Raw genomic sequence first — 16,655 nt, 5'->3', positions numbered from 1 at the left:
TGCGGCCCTCACGTAGAGTCGCCCGCGTGAACGCTGCGATATCGGTGGTGTCGGTCGTCGGAATCGGCGCGGACGGCTGGGACGGGCTCCCCGAGAGCTCCCGCCGCGTCCTGCGCACCGCCGAGGTCCTCATCGGCGCCCCCCGCCAGCTGGGCCTCCTCCCCGCCACCGACTGTCCCGGTGAGCGGATCACCTGGCCCTCCCCCCTCCGCCCCGCCGTCCCCGGCCTGCTCGCCGCCCACGAGGGCCGCACGGTCGCCGTCCTCGCCAGCGGAGACCCCAGCTTCCACGGCATCGCCCGCACCCTCGCGGAGGCGGGTGCTGCCCTCGACGTCCACCCGCACCCGTCCTCCGTCTCGTACGCCTGCGCCCGCCTCGGCTGGCCCCTGGAGGCGACCGAGACGGTCTCGCTCGTCGCCCGCCCCCTCGCCGCGCTCTCCGCCGCCCTCCACGACGGCCGCCGCCTCCTCGTCCTCAGCGAAGGCGCCGACACGGCCGCGCGGGTCGCGGACCTGCTCCGTACGACCGGCTGGGGCGGCACCCGGATCCGCGTCCTCGAACAGCTCGGCGGCCCCGCCGAGCGGCTCCTCGACGGGACCGCCGCCGACTGGCCCCACGAGCGCACCGACGCCCTCAACGTCCTCGCCCTCGACTGCGTACGCGACCCGGACGCGCTCCGGCTCGGCGCCGTGCCCGGCCTGCCCGACGAGGTGTACGAGCACGACGGCCAGCTCACCAAGCGGTACGTGCGCGCCGCCACCCTCGCCGCCCTCGCCCCCGCCCCCGGCGAACTCCTCTGGGACGTCGGCGGCGGCTCCGGCTCCATCGGCATCGAATGGATGCGGAGCCACCGCTCCTGCCGGGCGATCGTCGTCGAGAAGTCCCCGGAGCGGGCCGCCCGCATCGCCCGCAACGCCGACGCGCTCGGCACACCGGCCCTGAAGGTCGTCACGGGCCCGGCGCCTGCGGTCCTTGCCGGCCTGGAGACGCCGTCCGCGATCTTCATCGGCGGCGGCCTCACCGCCCCCGGCCTCCTCGACACCTGCTGGGACGCCCTGCCGCCCGGCGGCCGGCTCGTCGCCAACACCGTGACGCTGGAATCCGAGGCGCTCCTCGCCCGGTGGTACGGCCGCCACGGCGGCGAACTGATCCGGCTCGCCGTCGCCACCGCCGTGCCCGTGGGCGGCTTCACCGGCTGGCGCCAGGCCATGCCCGTCACCCAGTGGTCCGTAACGAAGGGTTGTACCGACTCATGACCGTCTACTTCATCGGCGCGGGCCCCGGCGCGGCCGACCTGATCACCGTGCGCGGCGCGCGGACCCTCGCCAAGTGCGGGGTCTGCCTCTACGCCGGTTCGCTCGTCCCCACCGAGCTCCTCGCCGAGTGCCCGCCGGACGCGAAGCTCGTCGACACGGCGAAGATGGACCTCGACCAGATCGTCGCCGAGATCGTCGCCGCCCACGAGGCCGGGCAGGACGTGGCCCGGCTGCACTCCGGCGACCCCTCGGTCTTCAGCGCGGTCGCCGAGCAGATGCGCCGCCTGGACGCGGCCGGCATCCCGTACGAGGTCGTGCCCGGCGTCCCGGCCTTCGCGGCGGCGGCGGCCGCGCTCAAGCGGGAGCTCACCGTCCCCACGGTCGGCCAGACGGTCATCCTCACCCGCATCGCCCAGCAGGCCACCCCGATGCCGGAGGGCGAGGACCTCGCCACCCTCGGCCGCAGCGGCGCCCTGCTCGTCCTCCACCTGGGCGCCCGCTACGTCGACCGGATCGTCTCCGAGCTCGTCCCCCACTACGGCGCCGACTGCCCGGCCGCCGTCGTCGCGATGGCGAGCCGCCCGGACGAGGTGGTCCTGCGCGGCACCCTCGACGACATCGCGGAGCAGGTGAAGACGGCGGGCATCACGAAGACGGCCGTCATCATCGTGGGCCGCACGCTGGCGGCGTCGGAGTTCCGCGACAGCCACCTGTACGACCCGGCGCGGGACCGCCACACCTGCTGACGCGCGGGACCGCCACACCTGCTGACGCACGACACGACGGAAGCCGGACCCTTGCGGGGGTCCGGCCTCCGTGGAGTCGCTGCCTACGGCTCAGGCGTTGGGCCGCTTGCCGTGGTTCGCCTTCTTCTTCTTGCGGGCCCGCTTCTTGTTGCCGCGCTTCGCCATGGGACTCCCTCTCGCTCGGGGACTCTGTCTGGGCAAGAGCCTAGGTTCGGGGCCGCGGGGCCGCATGTCGGTGCCAGGGGCTTGAATGGCCCCGTGACCGTTTACGACGTGGCCCGGGCGCTGCCGGGCATCGAGGAACTGCGCGACCACAGCCGAGGGCTCGCGATGCTGGACGCCGTGCTCTGCCCGGAGTGGGAGAGCCGTTACTACTCCTTCGACGCGCACTGGTCGGAGACCGAGCAGCTGGCGTCCATGAAGGACGGTCAGGGAGACGAGTACACGATCGTCCTCTCGCCGACGGGGGCGTTCGCCCGCGTCTTCGCCCACGAGTCGATGCTGAGCCCGTTCGGGGAGCTCACGGATGGGCAGACCTGGCCGGGGGTGCTCGACGGGGTGCCGGAGGCGTTCGCCGAGTACCTGACGGAGCCCGCGTTCACGGACGAGGACGGGGTGCACGTGACCACGGCCTGCCTGTGGCGCGAGCCGACGGACACGGCCTGGCACACGGGCACGGTCGAGTACCCCGACGCGGGCGACGACCGCGAGGACCCGGACGGCTCCGGCCGCCTCCTCCACCTGCTCGTGGACCGCTCGGCGGAGGCGTACGCCGAATGGGCGTCGGACTACTACGAGACCCCGGTCGACCTGGAAGCCGTACGCCACGTCCTGGCCCTGCGCCCCCTCACGCCCGAGGTCGTCGCGACCCTCAACCCGGAGGTGGAGCTCGCCGACCTGGCCGAGGACATCGCGGAGATCGGCTACCCGACGGCCTGACGGTCCGCGGCCGCCCACTCCGGCGCCAGCACCGACATCACCGTCGCGTCCACCCGCTCCCCCTCCCACAGCAGCGCGCCCCGCAGGACGCCCTCCGCGCGGAAGCCCGCCTTCTCGTAGGCGCGGCGGGCGCGGGGGTTGAAGGCGTAGACCTCCAGCCAGATCCGGTAGAGGCCGAGCGCCTCGAAGGCGTGGCCGACGATCAGCCGGGTCGCCTCCGTGCCGAGGCCCCGGCCGACGGCGTCCGGGACGAAGGCGATCCGGAAGGCGCAGCTCTCGTTGTCGGGGTCCCATTCGTTGAGGACGGCCTCGCCGACGACCCGTCCCGTGGCCCGCTCGACCACGGCGAGGTCGAGCCGGTCGTCCTGCGCGCCCCGCGAGCCGTACCACTTGAGGAGCGCCGCCTCGTCGTGCGCGACGTGGCTGCCGGTCAGCCGGGTGACCTCCGGGTCCTCGAACAGCGGCAGCAGAGCGGGCACGTCCGCCTCGGTGACGGGGCGGAGGACCACCAGGTCGCCGGTGAGGGTGGGCTTGTGCGAGAAGTCGGTCATCCCGGAAGTCTCGGCCCTCGTCACGGCCGCTGTCGCCCGGATTACGACCCCGCCGGGCCCTTGGGCTCCGACCGCCCCACGACCGTCCCCGCCCGGTCGATGCAGATCACGTCCACCGCGACCGGCGCGCCCCGCAGGACGGCCAGGGCCTCGTCGCGGGCGCGGGCGGCGACCAGGTCGCCCAGGGGGACGGCGGCGGCCTCGCAGAGGCGGAGGGCGGCGAGGCCCGTGTTGGCGTCGGCGATCTCCGACGCCAGCGCATCCGACGCGCCGCCCGTGCGGGCCAGGTCGGCGAGGAAGGCCTTGTCGACCTGGGAGCGGGCCGAGTGGAGGTCCAGGTGGCCGGCGGCGAGCTTGGAGAGCTTGGCGAAGCCGCCGCAGATGGTGAGCCGGTCGACGGGATGGCGGCGGATGTACTTCAGCACCGCGCCCGCGAAGTCGCCCATGTCGAGGAGGGCGATCTCCGGAAGGTCGTAGATCCCGGTGACGGTCCGCTCGGATGTGGAGCCCGTACAACCGGCCACGTGGGTCAGACCGCCCGCGCGGGCCACGTCGACGCCCCGGCGGATCGAGTCGATCCACGCCGAGCAGGAGTACGGGACGACGACGCCGGTCGTGCCGAGGATCGACAGGCCGCCGAGGATGCCGATGCGGGGGTTCCAGGTGGAGCGGGCGATCTCGGCGCCGTTGTCGACGGAGACGGTGACCTCGACGTCGCCGGGGGCGTCGTGCGCGGCGGCGACGGCGGCGACGTGCTCGCGCATGAGCTGCCGGGGCACGGGGTTGATGGCGGGTTCGCCGACGTCGAGGGGGAGACCGGGGAGGGTGACGGTGCCGACGCCCTCGCCCGCGCGGAAGACCACGCCCGAACCCGGCGGCAGGAGCCGTACCGTCGAACGGATCACGGCCCCGTGCGTGACGTCCGGGTCGTCGCCCGCGTCCTTGACGACGGCGGCCATGGCGGAGCCGCCCGACAGGGACTCGGCGGTCAGCGCGAAGGACGGCGTCTGGCCCTTCGGCAGGGTGATCGTCACCGGGTCGGGGAAGTCGCCGGTGAGCAGCGCGGTGTACGCGGCGGTCGTGGCCGCCGTCGCGCAGGCACCGGTCGTCCAGCCCGGGCGGAGGCCGGTGTGCTTGAGTTGGGCCTCACGCCCGCCGCCTGTACTCACGAAGAGGCTCCTGTGCACGTACTCATTCTCGGCGGGACCACCGAGGCCCGCGCCCTCGCCGGACTGCTGCACGACCGGGTCCGGGTCACCAGCTCCCTCGCGGGACGGGTGGCGAGCCCGCGGCTGCCGGCGGGCGAGGTCCGGATCGGGGGGTTCGGGGGGCCGGAGGGGCTTGCCGCATGGGTGCGGGAGCAGGCCGTGGACGCGGTCATCGACGCCACCCATCCCTTCGCCGAGCGGATCAGCTTCAACGCGGCCCGGGCGGCCGCCACCGCCCATGTTCCCCTGCTGGCCCTGCGCCGCCCAGGCTGGGTCCCGGTCGACGGCGACGACTGGCACCCGGTCGCGTCCCTGGAGGAGGCGGCCCGGGCCCTGGACGGCCTAGGCGACCGCGTCTTCCTGACGACCGGCCGCATGGGCCTGGCGGCCTTCGCGGCCTGCCCGCAGTGGTTCCTGGTCCGCTCGGTGGACGCCCCGGACGCCCCGATGCCGGCCCGCACCGAGATCCTCCTCGACCGGGGCCCGTTCACCCTGGACGGCGAACGCGAACTCCTGGCCCGGCACCGGATCGACGTGGTGGTGACGAAGGACAGCGGCGGCGCGGCGACCGCCCCGAAACTGACGGCGGCCCGCGAGGCGGGCGTCCCGGTGGTCGTGGTCCGCCGCCCGCCGGTCCCGGAGGGAGTGCAGACGGCGGCCTCCCCGGAGGAGGCCGCCGCCTGGGTGTTCGGTCCGGGAGGGGCTCAGACCCGGTCTTCGTAGACGGTGTACCACGCGTAGGTGCCGGCCACGCTGCCGTCGGCCCGCAGAGCTTCGAGCAGGTAGAAGTACGTGCTGCCGGGGGTCGCGGTGGTGTCGGTCCACCACGTCCCGGACGCGGGCACCTGGATCAGCCCGGCGTGCTGGGGCTCGTACGCCTTCGTGGCCTCGTTCCAGCGGCTCATCCGGTAGCCGGTGACCGTCTCGCACGCGGTGACGGTGGCGGCGCAGCCCCAGTGGATGGACGGCTGGTAGGGGGCAGCGGTCCGCGAGTTGTGACCGATGGAGCCGAGCTCCCACGCGGTGGTGACCTGTACGGACGGCCGGACGTCGAGCTCGGTGGCCGTGACCTTGACGACGGCCGGGTCGGACGGCGGGAGATGGTTGTCCCAGCGGTCGTTGGCGACGACCGCGTACACGTAGGTCTCACCGTCCGGCAGGCCGCCGCAGAGGTCCGCGAGCGGCTCGCGCGTGTTCCGGCTGCTGCATGAGGTCGAGGAGAGCCACTTGACGCTGCCGTCGGCCTGCGGGGCGCCCGTCCAGACGCTGTAGGCGTAGGCGGCGTCGTCCAGGTCGTCCGCGGTCGAGGCGTTCCAGCGCACCAGTACACCGTCGGCGCGCGGGGTGGCCGTCACGCCCGTGACCGGGCCGGGCGCGACCCGGTCGCCGGTGCGGACGGTGAGCGGGGCGGAGAGCGCCGACTCGTTGCCGTACGGGTCCACCGCCATGACGGCATAGGTGTAGTACGCGCCGGCGCTCGTGTCGAGGTCGACGCAGCGGCCGTGGTTGCTGTCGAAGTCGCTGCCCTCCGCGCAGGTCACGCGGGTGAGCGCGGCCTGGTCGAGGGTGCTGCCGGGCGAGCGGTAGACGCGGTAGGTGCCGCCGTTGGCGAAGTCCGTATCGAAGAAGTCGGGGGCGTCCCAGTAGACGTTGGTCGCGCTGACCTCGACGTACGAGTTCAGGCCGGTCGGGGGTGCCGGCGGCGTCCGGTCGACCCGGTCGCCGCTCGCGGTGGCGGAGTACGCCGACGGGTTGCCGGCCGCGTCATAGGCCCGGACGCGGTAGTAGCGCGGTACGCCGATGGCGCTCGTCATGTCCTGGTGGGACGGCTTGATGACCGATGCGAGCAGGGTGTACGGACCCGTCGCCTGGTCGGCCGCCTCCACGTCGTAGCGGACCGCGTCGGGCACCGCCCGCCAGCTGAGGGCGTTGATCAGGGCACCGGTGTCGACGGCGAGGCCGGACGGGGCGGCCGGTCCGGTCCGGTCGACCGTGCCGATGGTCTGATCGTTGCTGCCGGCCGACTCGTTGCCCGCCTTGTCGCGGGCCCGTACCTCGTAGACGTACTCCTGACCCGTGGGCGGCGGGACGTCGGCGTACGTCCTGGAGGTCAGGGGGGTCGTGCCGCTGATCCGGGTCCACGTGGTCGACGTGCTCAGCCGTCGGTACACGCTGTACCCGGCGAGGTCCATCTCCTTGTTCGCGGTCCAGTTCACTCTGGTCTTCAGGTCGCCCGACCAGTCGTACCAGCCGCCGAAACCGGTGGGCGCGAGCGGGCGCACCTTGTCGACGGTCGCCGAAGTGACGGGCGCGTAGGTGACCTTGACGTTCGCCGCGCCCGTCCAGGTCGCGTAGTGCACGACGATGGTGTGGCGGCCGGACGGGATCGTGAGGTTGACCGTCTTCTTCTGGGTGGTGGTGGTGTTCTTCCAGAGGTCGATCTTGCGGACGCCGTCGAGGCTGACGCGGATGCCGTCCTGGGCTTCGGCGGTGAAGGTGAAGGGGCCGCCGGAGCCGAAGTCGCGGGTGAGTGTCCAGCGGACGCCGAAGTTGTCCTTGGGCAGGGTGACGCCGGCGGGGTCGCCGTAGCCGTAGTTCTCGGCGATGGCGGAGTCGCAGGTGGTCAGCTTCGGGGTGCCGGTGAGGGTGGTGTTGGCGTAGTACTCCGCCTTCCACGCGGGGGAGGCGCAGGTGACGGCCGCGGCCGCCGGGGTGGCGGTCAGCAGACCGCCGGTGGCGGTGAGGGCGGCGGTGGTGGCCAGCGCGCTCAGTCGGGTACGAGTCGTCACGGGGGGTGCTCAGCTTCCGCTCGGCGTGCCGAGTTCGGTGACCTCGACCCAGTTCAGGTCCGGGTCGTTCCAGTAGATCTGGTTGTTCGAGGTGTCGATGGCGATCACGCTGTAGAGCACGTGCTCGCCGTCCGCCGCGCTCTGGTGGAGGTAGGAGGAGGCCGCGGACGTCAGGTACTCGACGCGGTGGGCGATCCAGACGAGGTTGCCGTCGCCGTCGTCGACCTGCTCGGCCTTGTAGACCTCGTACAGCTTGACGTCGGGCTCGGGGTTGGGCGCCCACTCCAGGAGCACGCCGTCCTCGCGCGGGGTCGCCCTGAGGCCGGCGACGGGGGCGGGGGCGGTGTAGTCGTCGTGGGTGGCGGTGACGGCGGTGCGGGCCGAGGCGTTGCCGGCGGGGTCGACGGCCGAGACCCAGTACGTGTAGCCGGTCTTCTCGGCGGCGGCGGTGTCCGTCCACGTGGTGGCCGTGACGTCGGTCGCGACCTGGGTGACGGGGTCGGTGCTGCCCGTGCGGTGACGGTGGACGGTGTACTTCGCGGCGCCCGGGACCGGCTGCCAGGCGAGGACGACGCCGGTGGCGTCGTCGGTCGCGGTCACGCCGGTCGGGGCGGCGGTCGGGGTCCTGTCCACGGACACGGCCGTCAGGTCGGCGGAGCCGTAGGACTCGTTGCCGGCCTTGTCGACGGCGCGGAGCTCGTACAGGTACGTCTGGCCGGTGGGCGGCGGGGAGTTGACGTACGAGGTGGTCGTGACGAGGGACGTGGCGCTGCTGACCTTCGTCCAGGTGGTGGAGGTGCTCAGCCGGCGGTAGACGCGGTAGCCGGCGAGGTCCATCTCCTTGTTGGCGGCCCACTTCAGGGTGGCCTTGTTGAGGGTCTTGTCGTACGCGACCGTGGCACCGGTCGGCGCGAGCGGGCGGACCTTGTCGACGGTGGCCGAAGTGACGGGCGCGTACGTGAACTTGACGTTCGCCGTGCCCGTCCACGCCACGTAGTCGACCCGGAGCGTGTGCCGGCCCGCCGGGATCGTGAGGTTGACCGTCTTCTTCTGGGTGGTGGTGACGTTCTTCCAGAGGTCGATCTTCCGGACGCCGTCGAGGTGGACGCGGATGCCGTCCTGCGTCTCGGCGGCGAAGGAGAACGGGCCGCCGGAGCCGAAGTCTCGGGTCACCGACCAGCGGACGGAGAAGTTGTCCTTGGGCAGGGTGACGCCGGCCGGGTCGCCGAGACCGTAGTTCTCGGCGATCGCGCTGTCGCAGGCGGTCAGCTTCGGGGTGCCCGTGAGGGTGGTGTTGGCGTAGTACTGCGCCGTCCACACGGGGGACGCGCAGGTGACGGCCGCTGCGGCCGGGGTGGCGGTGAGCAGTCCGCCGGAGGCGGCGAGGGCGGCGGTGGTGGCCAGGGCGCTCAGCCGGGTACGAGTCATCACAGGGGGAGGGCCCTTTCCGGACCTATGTGAAGCATGTGAAACAGGGGAACGCCTGTGTGACTCGCGAGGTGGGGGGAGGGTTGTGCCCTCGCCCCCACCCCTTCATGTCAGCCGTACCTGCGCGGCGTCCACGTGATCGTGCGGCCGTCACCCCGTTCGACCGCCCGCGTCTGCGAGGAGCCGATCAGGAGGAGGGTGCGCATGTCGACCTCCGTCGGGTCCAGGGTCTTCAAGGACAGGATCCGGACCGACTGCTCCGGGCCGCCGACGTCGCGGGCGACGACCACCGGGGTCTCCGGGGCGCGGAGTTCGAGGAGGAGGTCGCGGGCCGCCGCCACCTGGTGGGTGCGGGACTTGGAGCCCGGGTTGTAGAGGGCGATGACCAGGTCCGCGGAGGCCGCCGCGCGGAGGCGGGCCTCGATGACGTCCCAGGGCTTGAGCCGGTCGGAGAGGGAGATCGTCGCGTAGTCGTGGCCGAGCGGGGCGCCCGCCGCCGCTGCCGCCGCGTTCGCCGCCGTCACCCCCGGGAGGACCCGTACGGGCACGTCCGCGTACTCCGGTTCGCAGGCGACCTCCAGGACCGCCGTCGCCATGGCGAAGACGCCCGGGTCGCCGCCCGAGACGACCGCGACCTTGCGGCCGCGCCGGGCCAGGTCGAGGGCGAACTCGGCGCGCTCGGACTCGACCTTGTTGTCGGAGCCGTGGCGGATCTGACCGGGGCGGAGGACGGGGACCCGGTCCAGGTAGGTGGTGTAGCCGACGAGGACGTCGGCGTTGACGAGCGCGCCGCGCGACTCGGGGGTGAGCCAGGGTGCCCCGGCCGGGCCGGTGCCGACGACGGTGACCTCGCCCGTCTCCCGTACGGGAGGCTCCTGGTCGATACGGGAGGGGAGCACCGCGACGGAGAAGTACGGGACCGACGACGGGTCCACCTCCGTCAGCTTCTCCGTGCGCTCGCCCGTCATGAACGCGCGCTCCACGTAGCGGGCGTCGTCCAGGCGGCCCGCCCGCTCCAGGGCCCGCTTCACCGTCGGGAAGGTGCGGCCCAGCTTCATCACGACCGCCGAGTCCGTGCCCGCCAGGCGGGCCGTCAGCTCGTCCTCCGGCAGGGTGCCGGGGATGATCGTGAGGACCTCCTCCGCCTCGCACAGCGGCTCGCCGAGCCGGGCGGCGGCGGCGCTCACCGAGGTGACGCCGGGGATGACGGTCGTGTCGTAGCGGTCGGCCAGCCGCTTGTGCATGTGCTGGTACGAGCCGTAGAACAGCGGGTCGCCCTCGGCGAGGACGGCGACCGTGCGGCCGGCGTCCAGATGGGCGGCGAGGCGGGCCGAGGCCTCCTCGTAGAAGTCGTTCAGGGCGCCCCGGTAGCCGCCCGGGTGGTCCGTGGTCTCCACCGTGAGCGGGTACATCAGCCGCTCCTCGATGTGGTCCTCGCGGATGTGCTCGGCGGCGATGGAGCGGGCTATCGAACGGCCGTGGCGGGCCGAGTGGTACGCGATCACGTCGGCGGCCGCGATCGCCTTCACGGCGGCGACCGTCATCAGGTTCGGGTCGCCGGGGCCGAGGCCCACCCCGTACAGCTTGCCGGTCACGGTGCTCATGCCTGGATCTCCGCTTCGTGGGCGAGGGCGTTGATCGCGGCGGCCGTCATCGCGCTGCCGCCGCGCCGGCCCCGTACGACCAGGTAGTCGAGGCCGAGGGTGTTCTCGGCCAGCGCGTCCTTCGACTCGGCGGCGCCGATGAAGCCGACCGGGATGCCGAGGACGGCGGCGGGCTTCCCCGCGCCCTTCGCGACCATCTCCAGGAGGTGGAAGAGGGCCGTCGGCGCGTTGCCGATGGCGACGACGGAGCCTTCGAGGCGGTCCCGCCACAGTTCGAGGGCGGCGGCCGAGCGGGTGGTGCCGAGCTCGGCGGCCAGGCCCGGGACGGCCGGGTCGGAGAGGGCGCACAGCACCTCGTTGTCGGCGGGCAGCCGCTTGCGGGTGACCCCGCTGGCGACCATCTGCGCGTCGCAGAGGATGGGCGCGCCGGCCTGGAGGGCGGCGCGGGCGCTCGCGACGACGCCGGGGGAGTACGCGATGTCCTGCACGAGGTCGGTCATGCCGCAGGCGTGGATCATCCGGACCGCCACCTGGGCGACGTCTGCGGGCAGGCCCGCGAGGTCCGCCTCGGCGCGGATCGTGGCAAAGGACCGGCGGTAGATCTCCGTCCCGTCCTTCTCGTAGTCGAACATCCTGGTGCTCTCGCTCATCTCGTGTGGGTCGGCAGGCTGCGGGCCGTGGTCACTGCTTCGGGCAGGGCGGTACGGGGGGTGGGGACGCCGTCCACCAGGTAGGTGTCGTCGCCGGTGGCGAGGACGTCGACCCAGGTGCCGTGCGGATGGCCGCAGCGGCGCTCGCACCCGGAGTAGTGGACGGGCAGGCCCCCTCGGCGGACGAGGCCGGCGTCCGTCCGCACGTCGGCGAGGGACTTGGCGCAGCCGGGCCGCCCGGTGCAGGCGCTGACCCCGACCGAGGGCAGCTCGGGGCGGGTGACCAGGCCGTACGTCTCCAGGGCGGGCAGTCGGTCGGCGCGGGCCCCGACGACGACCGCTCCGCGCCAGGGCGTGAGCCGGAGCTCCTCGACCCCCTCGGCCAGGGCCCGCAGCTGGGCGGCCGTCAGCCGGCCGAGCGGGGCCAGGACGTGCAGGGCCCGGTCGCCGAGCACCCCGGGCGCGGGCGGCGGGCACACGGGAAGCGGCGGTACGGGCAGGGATACGGGCTCCGCCGCGATCCCGGCCCGCGCGAGGGCCCCGGCCCAGTCGGGCACGTGCTCCTCGGGCAGCTCGCGGGGCCGCCAGGCCCCGTTCCCGGCGGCCTCGGCGGCGTCGAGGAACGCGAGGGCGGCGGCGAGGGCGGCGCGGACGGCGTCGGCGGCGGCCACCCAGAACACCCGCGGGCCGAGCCGCAGCAGAGCCGACCCGCCCTCCCCTGCGATCAAGCTCACATCGCCGCCGAGCCCGGCGACGTCCCCGCGCCCGTCGTCCAGGACGAACAGGAACCGTCCCGAAAGGGACGCCGCCCGGGGCTCGGCACAGAGCGCGGTGTCCAGTGCGCGCGCCCACAACTGCACGTCCGCGTACCCGAGTCCGTCGAGTCCCGCGCCGGGCGAGGCCACGATGTTGCGGACGCGCTCGTGGGTGGGGGAGGGCAGCAGGCCGGCGGTGGAGAGGAGCGCGGCGAGCTCGGCCCCGCAGTCGTCGCCGAGGCCGCGCAGCTCGGCGTTGCCGCGCGAGGTGATGCTGATCCGTCCGTCGCCCAGGGTCTCGGCGGCGGCCGCGAGCGTTTCCGCCTGACTGGCCGTCAGGCGCCCTGCGGGCAGGCGCAGTCGGGCCAGGCGTCCGTCGTCGGCGGGGTGCAGGCGCAGCGCCCCGGGGCAGGCGTCGCCACGGTCCCGTACGCGAGCTTCGCCCGGTTCGGGCGTCGGGGGTGGGGTGGGCGGCATGGCGGCGAGCATACCCACGGGGAACCGGCTGACCACCGGGTGTGATCCGGCCGACTCTCCGGCCGGACACCGGGTGTGATCCGGCCGACGTCGGAGCCGGCCACCGGGTGTGATCCGCTCGGCGTCCCCGTCGGTCACGGAGGTGCGATCCGCTCGGCGCCCCCGTCGGCCATGGGGTGCGACCCGTCGGCCACGGGGGGTGTGATCCGGCCGACGCCCCCGCTCCCTGGGGCCCGCCCGCGCCACGATCTAGGATGCAGATCGGCATGGGGTCCCAGGACCCCGGGGAGGAAGCCCGGTGAGAATCCGGCGCGGTCCCGCCACTGTGAGCCCGTACCAGCCATGGCACGGGTGAGTCAGGAACTCCCTTCCCCAAGCTCTCGGCTTCGCTCGAGCGAGGGGAGGCCCCAACCCACACGACCACCCGGGGCGCGGACAACCCCGAGGAAGGCCTGAGCTCGCCATGCTCCTGCTGCTGTCGCACTCCGACACCGACCTGCTCAGCGCCCGTGCGGCCGGAGGGCCGGTGGAGTACCGCTTCGCCAACCCCTCCCGGCTTCCGCTCGCCGACCTCCCGGACCTGCTCGACGGCGTCGACCTGGTCCTCGTCCGGCTCCTCGGCGGCGTCCGCTCCTGGCAGGAGGGCCTCGACGCGGTCCTCGCCGCCGGAAAGCCGGTCGTCGTGCTCAGCGGCGAACAGGCCCCCGACGCCCAGCTCATGGAGGCCTCCACCGTCCCCGTCGGCGTCGCCACCGAGGCGCACGCCTATCTGGCGCACGGCGGCCCGGCCAACCTGGAGCAGCTGGCCCGCTTCCTCTCCGACACCGTCCTGCTCACCGGCCACGGCTTCGAGGCCCCGGCCGCCGCCCCCACCTGGGGCCCCCTCGAGCGGACGCCCAAGGCCGACGTGACCGGCCCGACCGTCGCCGTGCTCTACTACCGCGCCCACCACATGAGCGGGAACACCGCCTTCGTCGACGCCCTGTGCGGCGCGATCGAGGACGCCGGGGCCCGCGCCCTCCCGCTGTACGTGGCGTCCCTGCGCGCCCCCGAGGCCGAGCTCGTCTCCGTACTGCGCGGAGCCGACGCGATCGTCACGACCGTCCTCGCCGCCGGTGGCACCAAGCCCGCCGAGGCGCAGGCCGGAGGCGACGAGGAGGCCTGGGACGCGGGCGCGCTCGCCGCGCTCGACGTGCCGATCCTCCAGGCCCTGTGCCTGACGGGTTCGCGGTCCGCGTGGGAGGAGAACGACGAGGGCCTGTCCCCGCTCGACGCCGCCAGCCAGGTCGCCGTGCCCGAGTTCGACGGCCGGCTCATCACCGTCCCCTTCTCCTTCAAGGAGATCGACGAGGACGGTCTGCCCGCGTACGTCGCCGACGCCGAGCGCGCGGCCCGCGTCGCCGGGATCGCCGTCCGGCACGCCCGGCTCCGTCACATCCCGAACGCCGAGAAGAAGCTGGCGCTCGTCCTCTCCGCGTACCCGACGAAGCACTCCCGCATCGGCAACGCGGTCGGCCTCGACACCCCCGCCTCCGCCGTCGCCCTGCTGCGGCGGCTCATCGCCGAGGGGTACGACTTCGGGCCCGAGGCGGACCTCCCCGGCATCGTCTCCGGCGACGGCGACGAGCTGATCTACGCCCTCATCGAGGCCGGCGGCCACGACCAGGACTGGCTGACCGAGGAGCAGCTCGCGAAGAACCCGGTCCGCATCCCGGCCGCCGACTACAAGCGCTGGTACGCCACCCTGCCCGCCGAGCTCCGCGAGCAGGTGGAGGAGCACTGGGGCCCGGCGCCCGGCGAGATGTTCCTCGACCGCTCCCGCAACCCGGAGGGCGACATCGTCCTCGCCGCCCTGCGGCGCGGGAACCTCCTGGTCCTCATCCAGCCGCCGCGCGGCTTCGGCGAGAACCCGATCGCGATCTACCACGACCCCGATCTCCCGCCGTCCCACCACTACCTGGCCGCCTACCGCTGGATCGCCGCCCGTACCGAGGACGGCGGCTTCGGCGCCGACGCCATGGTCCACCTGGGCAAGCACGGCAACCTGGAGTGGCTGCCCGGCAAGAACGCCGGCCTGTCCGCCGCCTGCGGTCCCGACGCGGCCCTCGGCGACATCCCGCTGATCTACCCGTTCCTCGTCAACGACCCGGGCGAGGGCACCCAGGCCAAGCGGCGCGTCCACGCGACCCTCGTCGACCACCTGGTGCCGCCGATGGCCCGCGCCGACTCGTACGGCGACATCGCGCGCCTGGAGCAGCTGCTCGACGAGTACGCGCAGATCAGCTCGATGGACCCGGCGAAGCTCCCGGCGATCCGCGCCCAGATCTGGACCCTGATCCAGGCCGCCAAGCTCGACCACGACCTCGGTCTGGAGGAGCGCCCGGAGGACGACGGCTTCGACGACTTCCTGCTGCACGTCGACGGCTGGCTGTGCGAGGTCAAGGACGCCCAGATCAGGGACGGTCTGCACGTCCTCGGCGGCGCGCCGGAGGGCGAGGCCCGGGTCAACCTGGTCCTCTCGATCCTCCGCGCCCGCCAGATCTGGGGCGGTACGCAGGCGCTGCCCGGTCTGCGCGAGGCCCTGGGCCTGGACGAGTCGGCCGCGACCCGCACCACCGCCGACGAGGCGGAGGCGAAGGCCCGCGAGCTGGTGGAGGCGATGGAGGCGGCCGGCTGGGACGTGGCGGCCATCCCCACGTCGTACGGCCCCGAGGTCCAGGCGGTCCTCCGCTTCGCCTGCGAGCAGGTCGTGCCGCGTCTCGCCGCCACCACCGACGAGCTCGCGCACGCCGTGCACGCGCTCAACGGCGGCTTCGTCCCGGCCGGCCCGTCCGGCTCCCCGCTCCGTGGCCTGGTCAACGTCCTGCCGACCGGCCGCAACTTCTACTCGGTCGACCCGAAGGCCGTGCCGTCCCGGCTCGCCTGGGAGACGGGCCAGGCGCTCGCGGACTCGCTCCTGGAGCGCTACCGCACCGACAACGGCGATTGGCCGACCTCCGTAGGCCTCTCCCTCTGGGGCACCAGCGCGATGCGCACCGCCGGCGACGACGTCGCCGAGGCGCTCGCCCTGCTCGGCGTCCGCCCCCTGTGGGACGAGGCCTCGCGCCGCGTGAACGGCCTGGAGCCGATCCCGCTCGCCGAGCTCGGCCGCCCGCGCGTCGACGTGACGCTGCGCATCTCGGGCTTCTTCCGGGACGCGTTCCCGCACGTCATCGGCCTCCTCGACGACGCGGTACGGCTGGTCGCCTCCCTGGACGAACCGGCGGAGGACAACTACGTACGGGCGCACGCGCAGGCCGACCTCGCCGAGCACGGCGACGAACGGCGCGCCACCACCCGCATCTTCGGCTCCCGGCCCGGCACGTACGGCGCGGGCATCCTCCAGCTGATCGACTCGCGGGACTGGCGCACGGACGCCGACCTCGCGGAGGTCTACACGGTCTGGGGCGGCTACGCCTACGGCCGTGGTCTCGAAGGCCGCCCGGCGCGGGAGGAGATGGAGACCGCGTACAAGCGGATCGCCGTCGCCGCGAAGAACACGGACACCCGCGAGCACGACATCGCGGACTCCGACGACTACTTCCAGTACCACGGCGGCATGGTCGCGACCGTCCGCGCGCTCACGGGCACGGCACCCGAGGCGTACATCGGCGACTCGACCCGCCCGGAGACCGTCCGCACCCGCACGCTCGTCGAGGAGACCTCGCGGGTCTTCCGGGCGCGGGTGGTCAACCCGCGCTGGATCGAGGCGATGCGCCGCCACGGCTACAAGGGCGCGTTCGAGCTGGCGGCGACCGTCGACTACCTCTTCGGGTACGACGCGACGACCGGTGTCGTGGCCGACTGGATGTACGACAAGCTCACCCAGGAGTACGTCCTCGACGAGACGAACCAGGCCTTCCTGAAGGAGGCCAACCCGTGGGCCCTGCACGGCATCGCGGAGCGGCTCCTGGAGGCGGAGTCGCGCGGGATGTGGGAGAAGCCGGACCCGGAGACGCTGGCGGCCCTCCGCCAGGTGTTCCTGGAGACGGAGGGCGACCTGGAGGACGACGAGTAGCCCCTCGCCCCCGCCCGGGCGCCACCCCGCCCATGGGCCCGCGCCCGTCCGGGCGTCGCCCCCGCCCGTGGGCCCGCGCCCGTGCTAGGCGCGGCCCTTCGCCGCCCGCCGTGTGGCCCCGCGCCCGGGCGGGCGGTGCCCACCCCCGTGTGGGCAATCGTCCCGCAGGGCGGGACGGGTGGGCACACGGGACGG

13 protein-coding genes and 1 riboswitch are annotated in these 16,655 nt (G+C 73.7%); of the genes, 5 read left to right on the top strand and 8 right to left on the bottom strand.

Features of this window, described 5'->3' with window-relative positions; translation table 11 throughout:
• Positions 1-26 precede the first annotated feature (26 nt).
• Positions 27-1,256, top strand: a complete 1,230-nt coding sequence (locus SVTN_RS18150; protein ID WP_041130040.1) for a bifunctional cobalt-precorrin-7 (C(5))-methyltransferase/cobalt-precorrin-6B (C(15))-methyltransferase — start codon at positions 27-29, stop codon at positions 1,254-1,256.
• Positions 1,253-2,002, top strand: coding sequence for a precorrin-4 C(11)-methyltransferase (cobM, locus tag SVTN_RS18145; RefSeq protein ID WP_041130039.1), 750 nt, complete (start codon positions 1,253-1,255; stop codon positions 2,000-2,002). The genes SVTN_RS18150 and cobM overlap by 4 nt, the downstream gene beginning before the upstream one ends.
• Positions 2,003-2,092: 90 nt before the next feature.
• Here the strand turns inward: cobM and SVTN_RS46600 are convergent, their stop codons facing one another.
• Positions 2,093-2,167, bottom strand: a complete 75-nt coding sequence (locus SVTN_RS46600; RefSeq protein WP_099895366.1) for a 50S ribosomal protein bL37 — start codon at positions 2,165-2,167, stop codon at positions 2,093-2,095.
• Positions 2,168-2,260: 93 nt separating this feature from the next.
• On the opposite strand from SVTN_RS46600, the gene SVTN_RS18140 reads away from it, so the two are divergent.
• Positions 2,261-2,941, top strand: a complete 681-nt coding sequence (locus SVTN_RS18140) for a hypothetical protein (protein ID WP_052499186.1) — start codon at positions 2,261-2,263, stop codon at positions 2,939-2,941.
• On the opposite strand, the gene SVTN_RS18135 is transcribed toward SVTN_RS18140, so the two are convergent.
• Positions 2,926-3,492, bottom strand: a complete 567-nt coding sequence (locus SVTN_RS18135; protein ID WP_041130037.1) for a GNAT family N-acetyltransferase — start codon at positions 3,490-3,492, stop codon at positions 2,926-2,928. The two genes, SVTN_RS18140 and SVTN_RS18135, sit on opposite strands and share 16 nt — an antisense overlap.
• Positions 3,493-3,533: 41 nt before the next feature.
• Entirely contained in the window at positions 3,534-4,661 is a 1,128-nt protein-coding gene (locus tag SVTN_RS18130; RefSeq protein ID WP_041134020.1) for a cobalt-precorrin-5B (C(1))-methyltransferase, read from the bottom strand.
• Positions 4,662-4,673: 12 nt separating this feature from the next.
• Here SVTN_RS18130 and SVTN_RS18125 point away from each other — a divergent pair, with 12 nt between their 5' ends.
• Positions 4,674-5,423: a cobalt-precorrin-6A reductase gene (locus SVTN_RS18125; RefSeq protein WP_041130036.1), complete on the top strand. Its 750-nt coding sequence runs from the start codon at positions 4,674-4,676 to the stop codon at positions 5,421-5,423.
• On the opposite strand, the gene SVTN_RS45570 is transcribed toward SVTN_RS18125, so the two are convergent.
• From SVTN_RS45570 to SVTN_RS18100, 5 genes are all read right to left on the bottom strand, one after another.
• Complete coding sequence (locus SVTN_RS45570; RefSeq protein WP_052499185.1) at positions 5,405-7,489, bottom strand: PA14 domain-containing protein; 2,085 nt, start codon at positions 7,487-7,489, stop codon at positions 5,405-5,407. The two genes, SVTN_RS18125 and SVTN_RS45570, sit on opposite strands and share 19 nt — an antisense overlap.
• Before the next feature lie 9 nt (positions 7,490-7,498).
• Positions 7,499-8,917: a fibronectin type III domain-containing protein gene (locus SVTN_RS18115; protein ID WP_041130035.1), complete on the bottom strand. Its 1,419-nt coding sequence runs from the start codon at positions 8,915-8,917 to the stop codon at positions 7,499-7,501.
• A gap of 110 nt (positions 8,918-9,027) precedes the next feature.
• Positions 9,028-10,521, bottom strand: a complete 1,494-nt coding sequence (locus tag SVTN_RS18110) for a precorrin-2 C(20)-methyltransferase (protein WP_041130034.1) — start codon at positions 10,519-10,521, stop codon at positions 9,028-9,030.
• A complete protein-coding gene (locus tag SVTN_RS18105; RefSeq protein WP_245727584.1) occupies positions 10,518-11,171 on the bottom strand; it encodes a precorrin-8X methylmutase in 654 nt (217 codons plus the stop codon). Before SVTN_RS18105 ends, SVTN_RS18110 begins: the two co-directional genes overlap by 4 nt.
• Positions 11,168-12,415 (bottom strand): cobalamin biosynthesis protein CobG, encoded by a 1,248-nt coding sequence (locus SVTN_RS18100; protein ID WP_063782260.1) that lies wholly within the window; start codon positions 12,413-12,415, stop codon positions 11,168-11,170. The genes SVTN_RS18105 and SVTN_RS18100 overlap by 4 nt, the downstream gene beginning before the upstream one ends.
• Before the next feature lie 238 nt (positions 12,416-12,653).
• Positions 12,654-12,789, top strand: a riboswitch (cobalamin riboswitch).
• A gap of 77 nt (positions 12,790-12,866) precedes the next feature.
• On the opposite strand from SVTN_RS18100, the gene cobN reads away from it, so the two are divergent.
• Positions 12,867-16,460, top strand: a complete 3,594-nt coding sequence (gene cobN, locus SVTN_RS18095) for a cobaltochelatase subunit CobN (protein WP_041130032.1) — start codon at positions 12,867-12,869, stop codon at positions 16,458-16,460.
• Positions 16,461-16,655: the final 195 nt, after the last annotated feature.

The organism is Streptomyces vietnamensis, assembly GCF_000830005.1.
GTDB lineage: Bacteria > Actinomycetota > Actinomycetes > Streptomycetales > Streptomycetaceae > Streptomyces > Streptomyces vietnamensis.
This window is presented reverse-complemented; position numbering and strand designations above follow the sequence as displayed.

Coding starts and splice junctions, on each gene's coding strand:
- SVTN_RS18115 (WP_041130035.1), bottom strand. CDS start 8,917: ATGACTCGTACCCGGCTGAGCGCCCTGGCCACCACCGCCGCCCTCGCC.
- cobM (WP_041130039.1), top strand. CDS start 1,253: ATGACCGTCTACTTCATCGGCGCGGGCCCCGGCGCGGCCGACCTGATC.
- SVTN_RS18105 (WP_245727584.1), bottom strand. CDS start 11,171: ATGAGCGAGAGCACCAGGATGTTCGACTACGAGAAGGACGGGACGGAG.
- SVTN_RS18110 (WP_041130034.1), bottom strand. CDS start 10,521: ATGAGCACCGTGACCGGCAAGCTGTACGGGGTGGGCCTCGGCCCCGGC.
- SVTN_RS18135 (WP_041130037.1), bottom strand. CDS start 3,492: ATGACCGACTTCTCGCACAAGCCCACCCTCACCGGCGACCTGGTGGTC.
- SVTN_RS18100 (WP_063782260.1), bottom strand. CDS start 12,415: ATGCTCGCCGCCATGCCGCCCACCCCACCCCCGACGCCCGAACCGGGC.
- cobN (WP_041130032.1), top strand. CDS start 12,867: ATGCTCCTGCTGCTGTCGCACTCCGACACCGACCTGCTCAGCGCCCGT.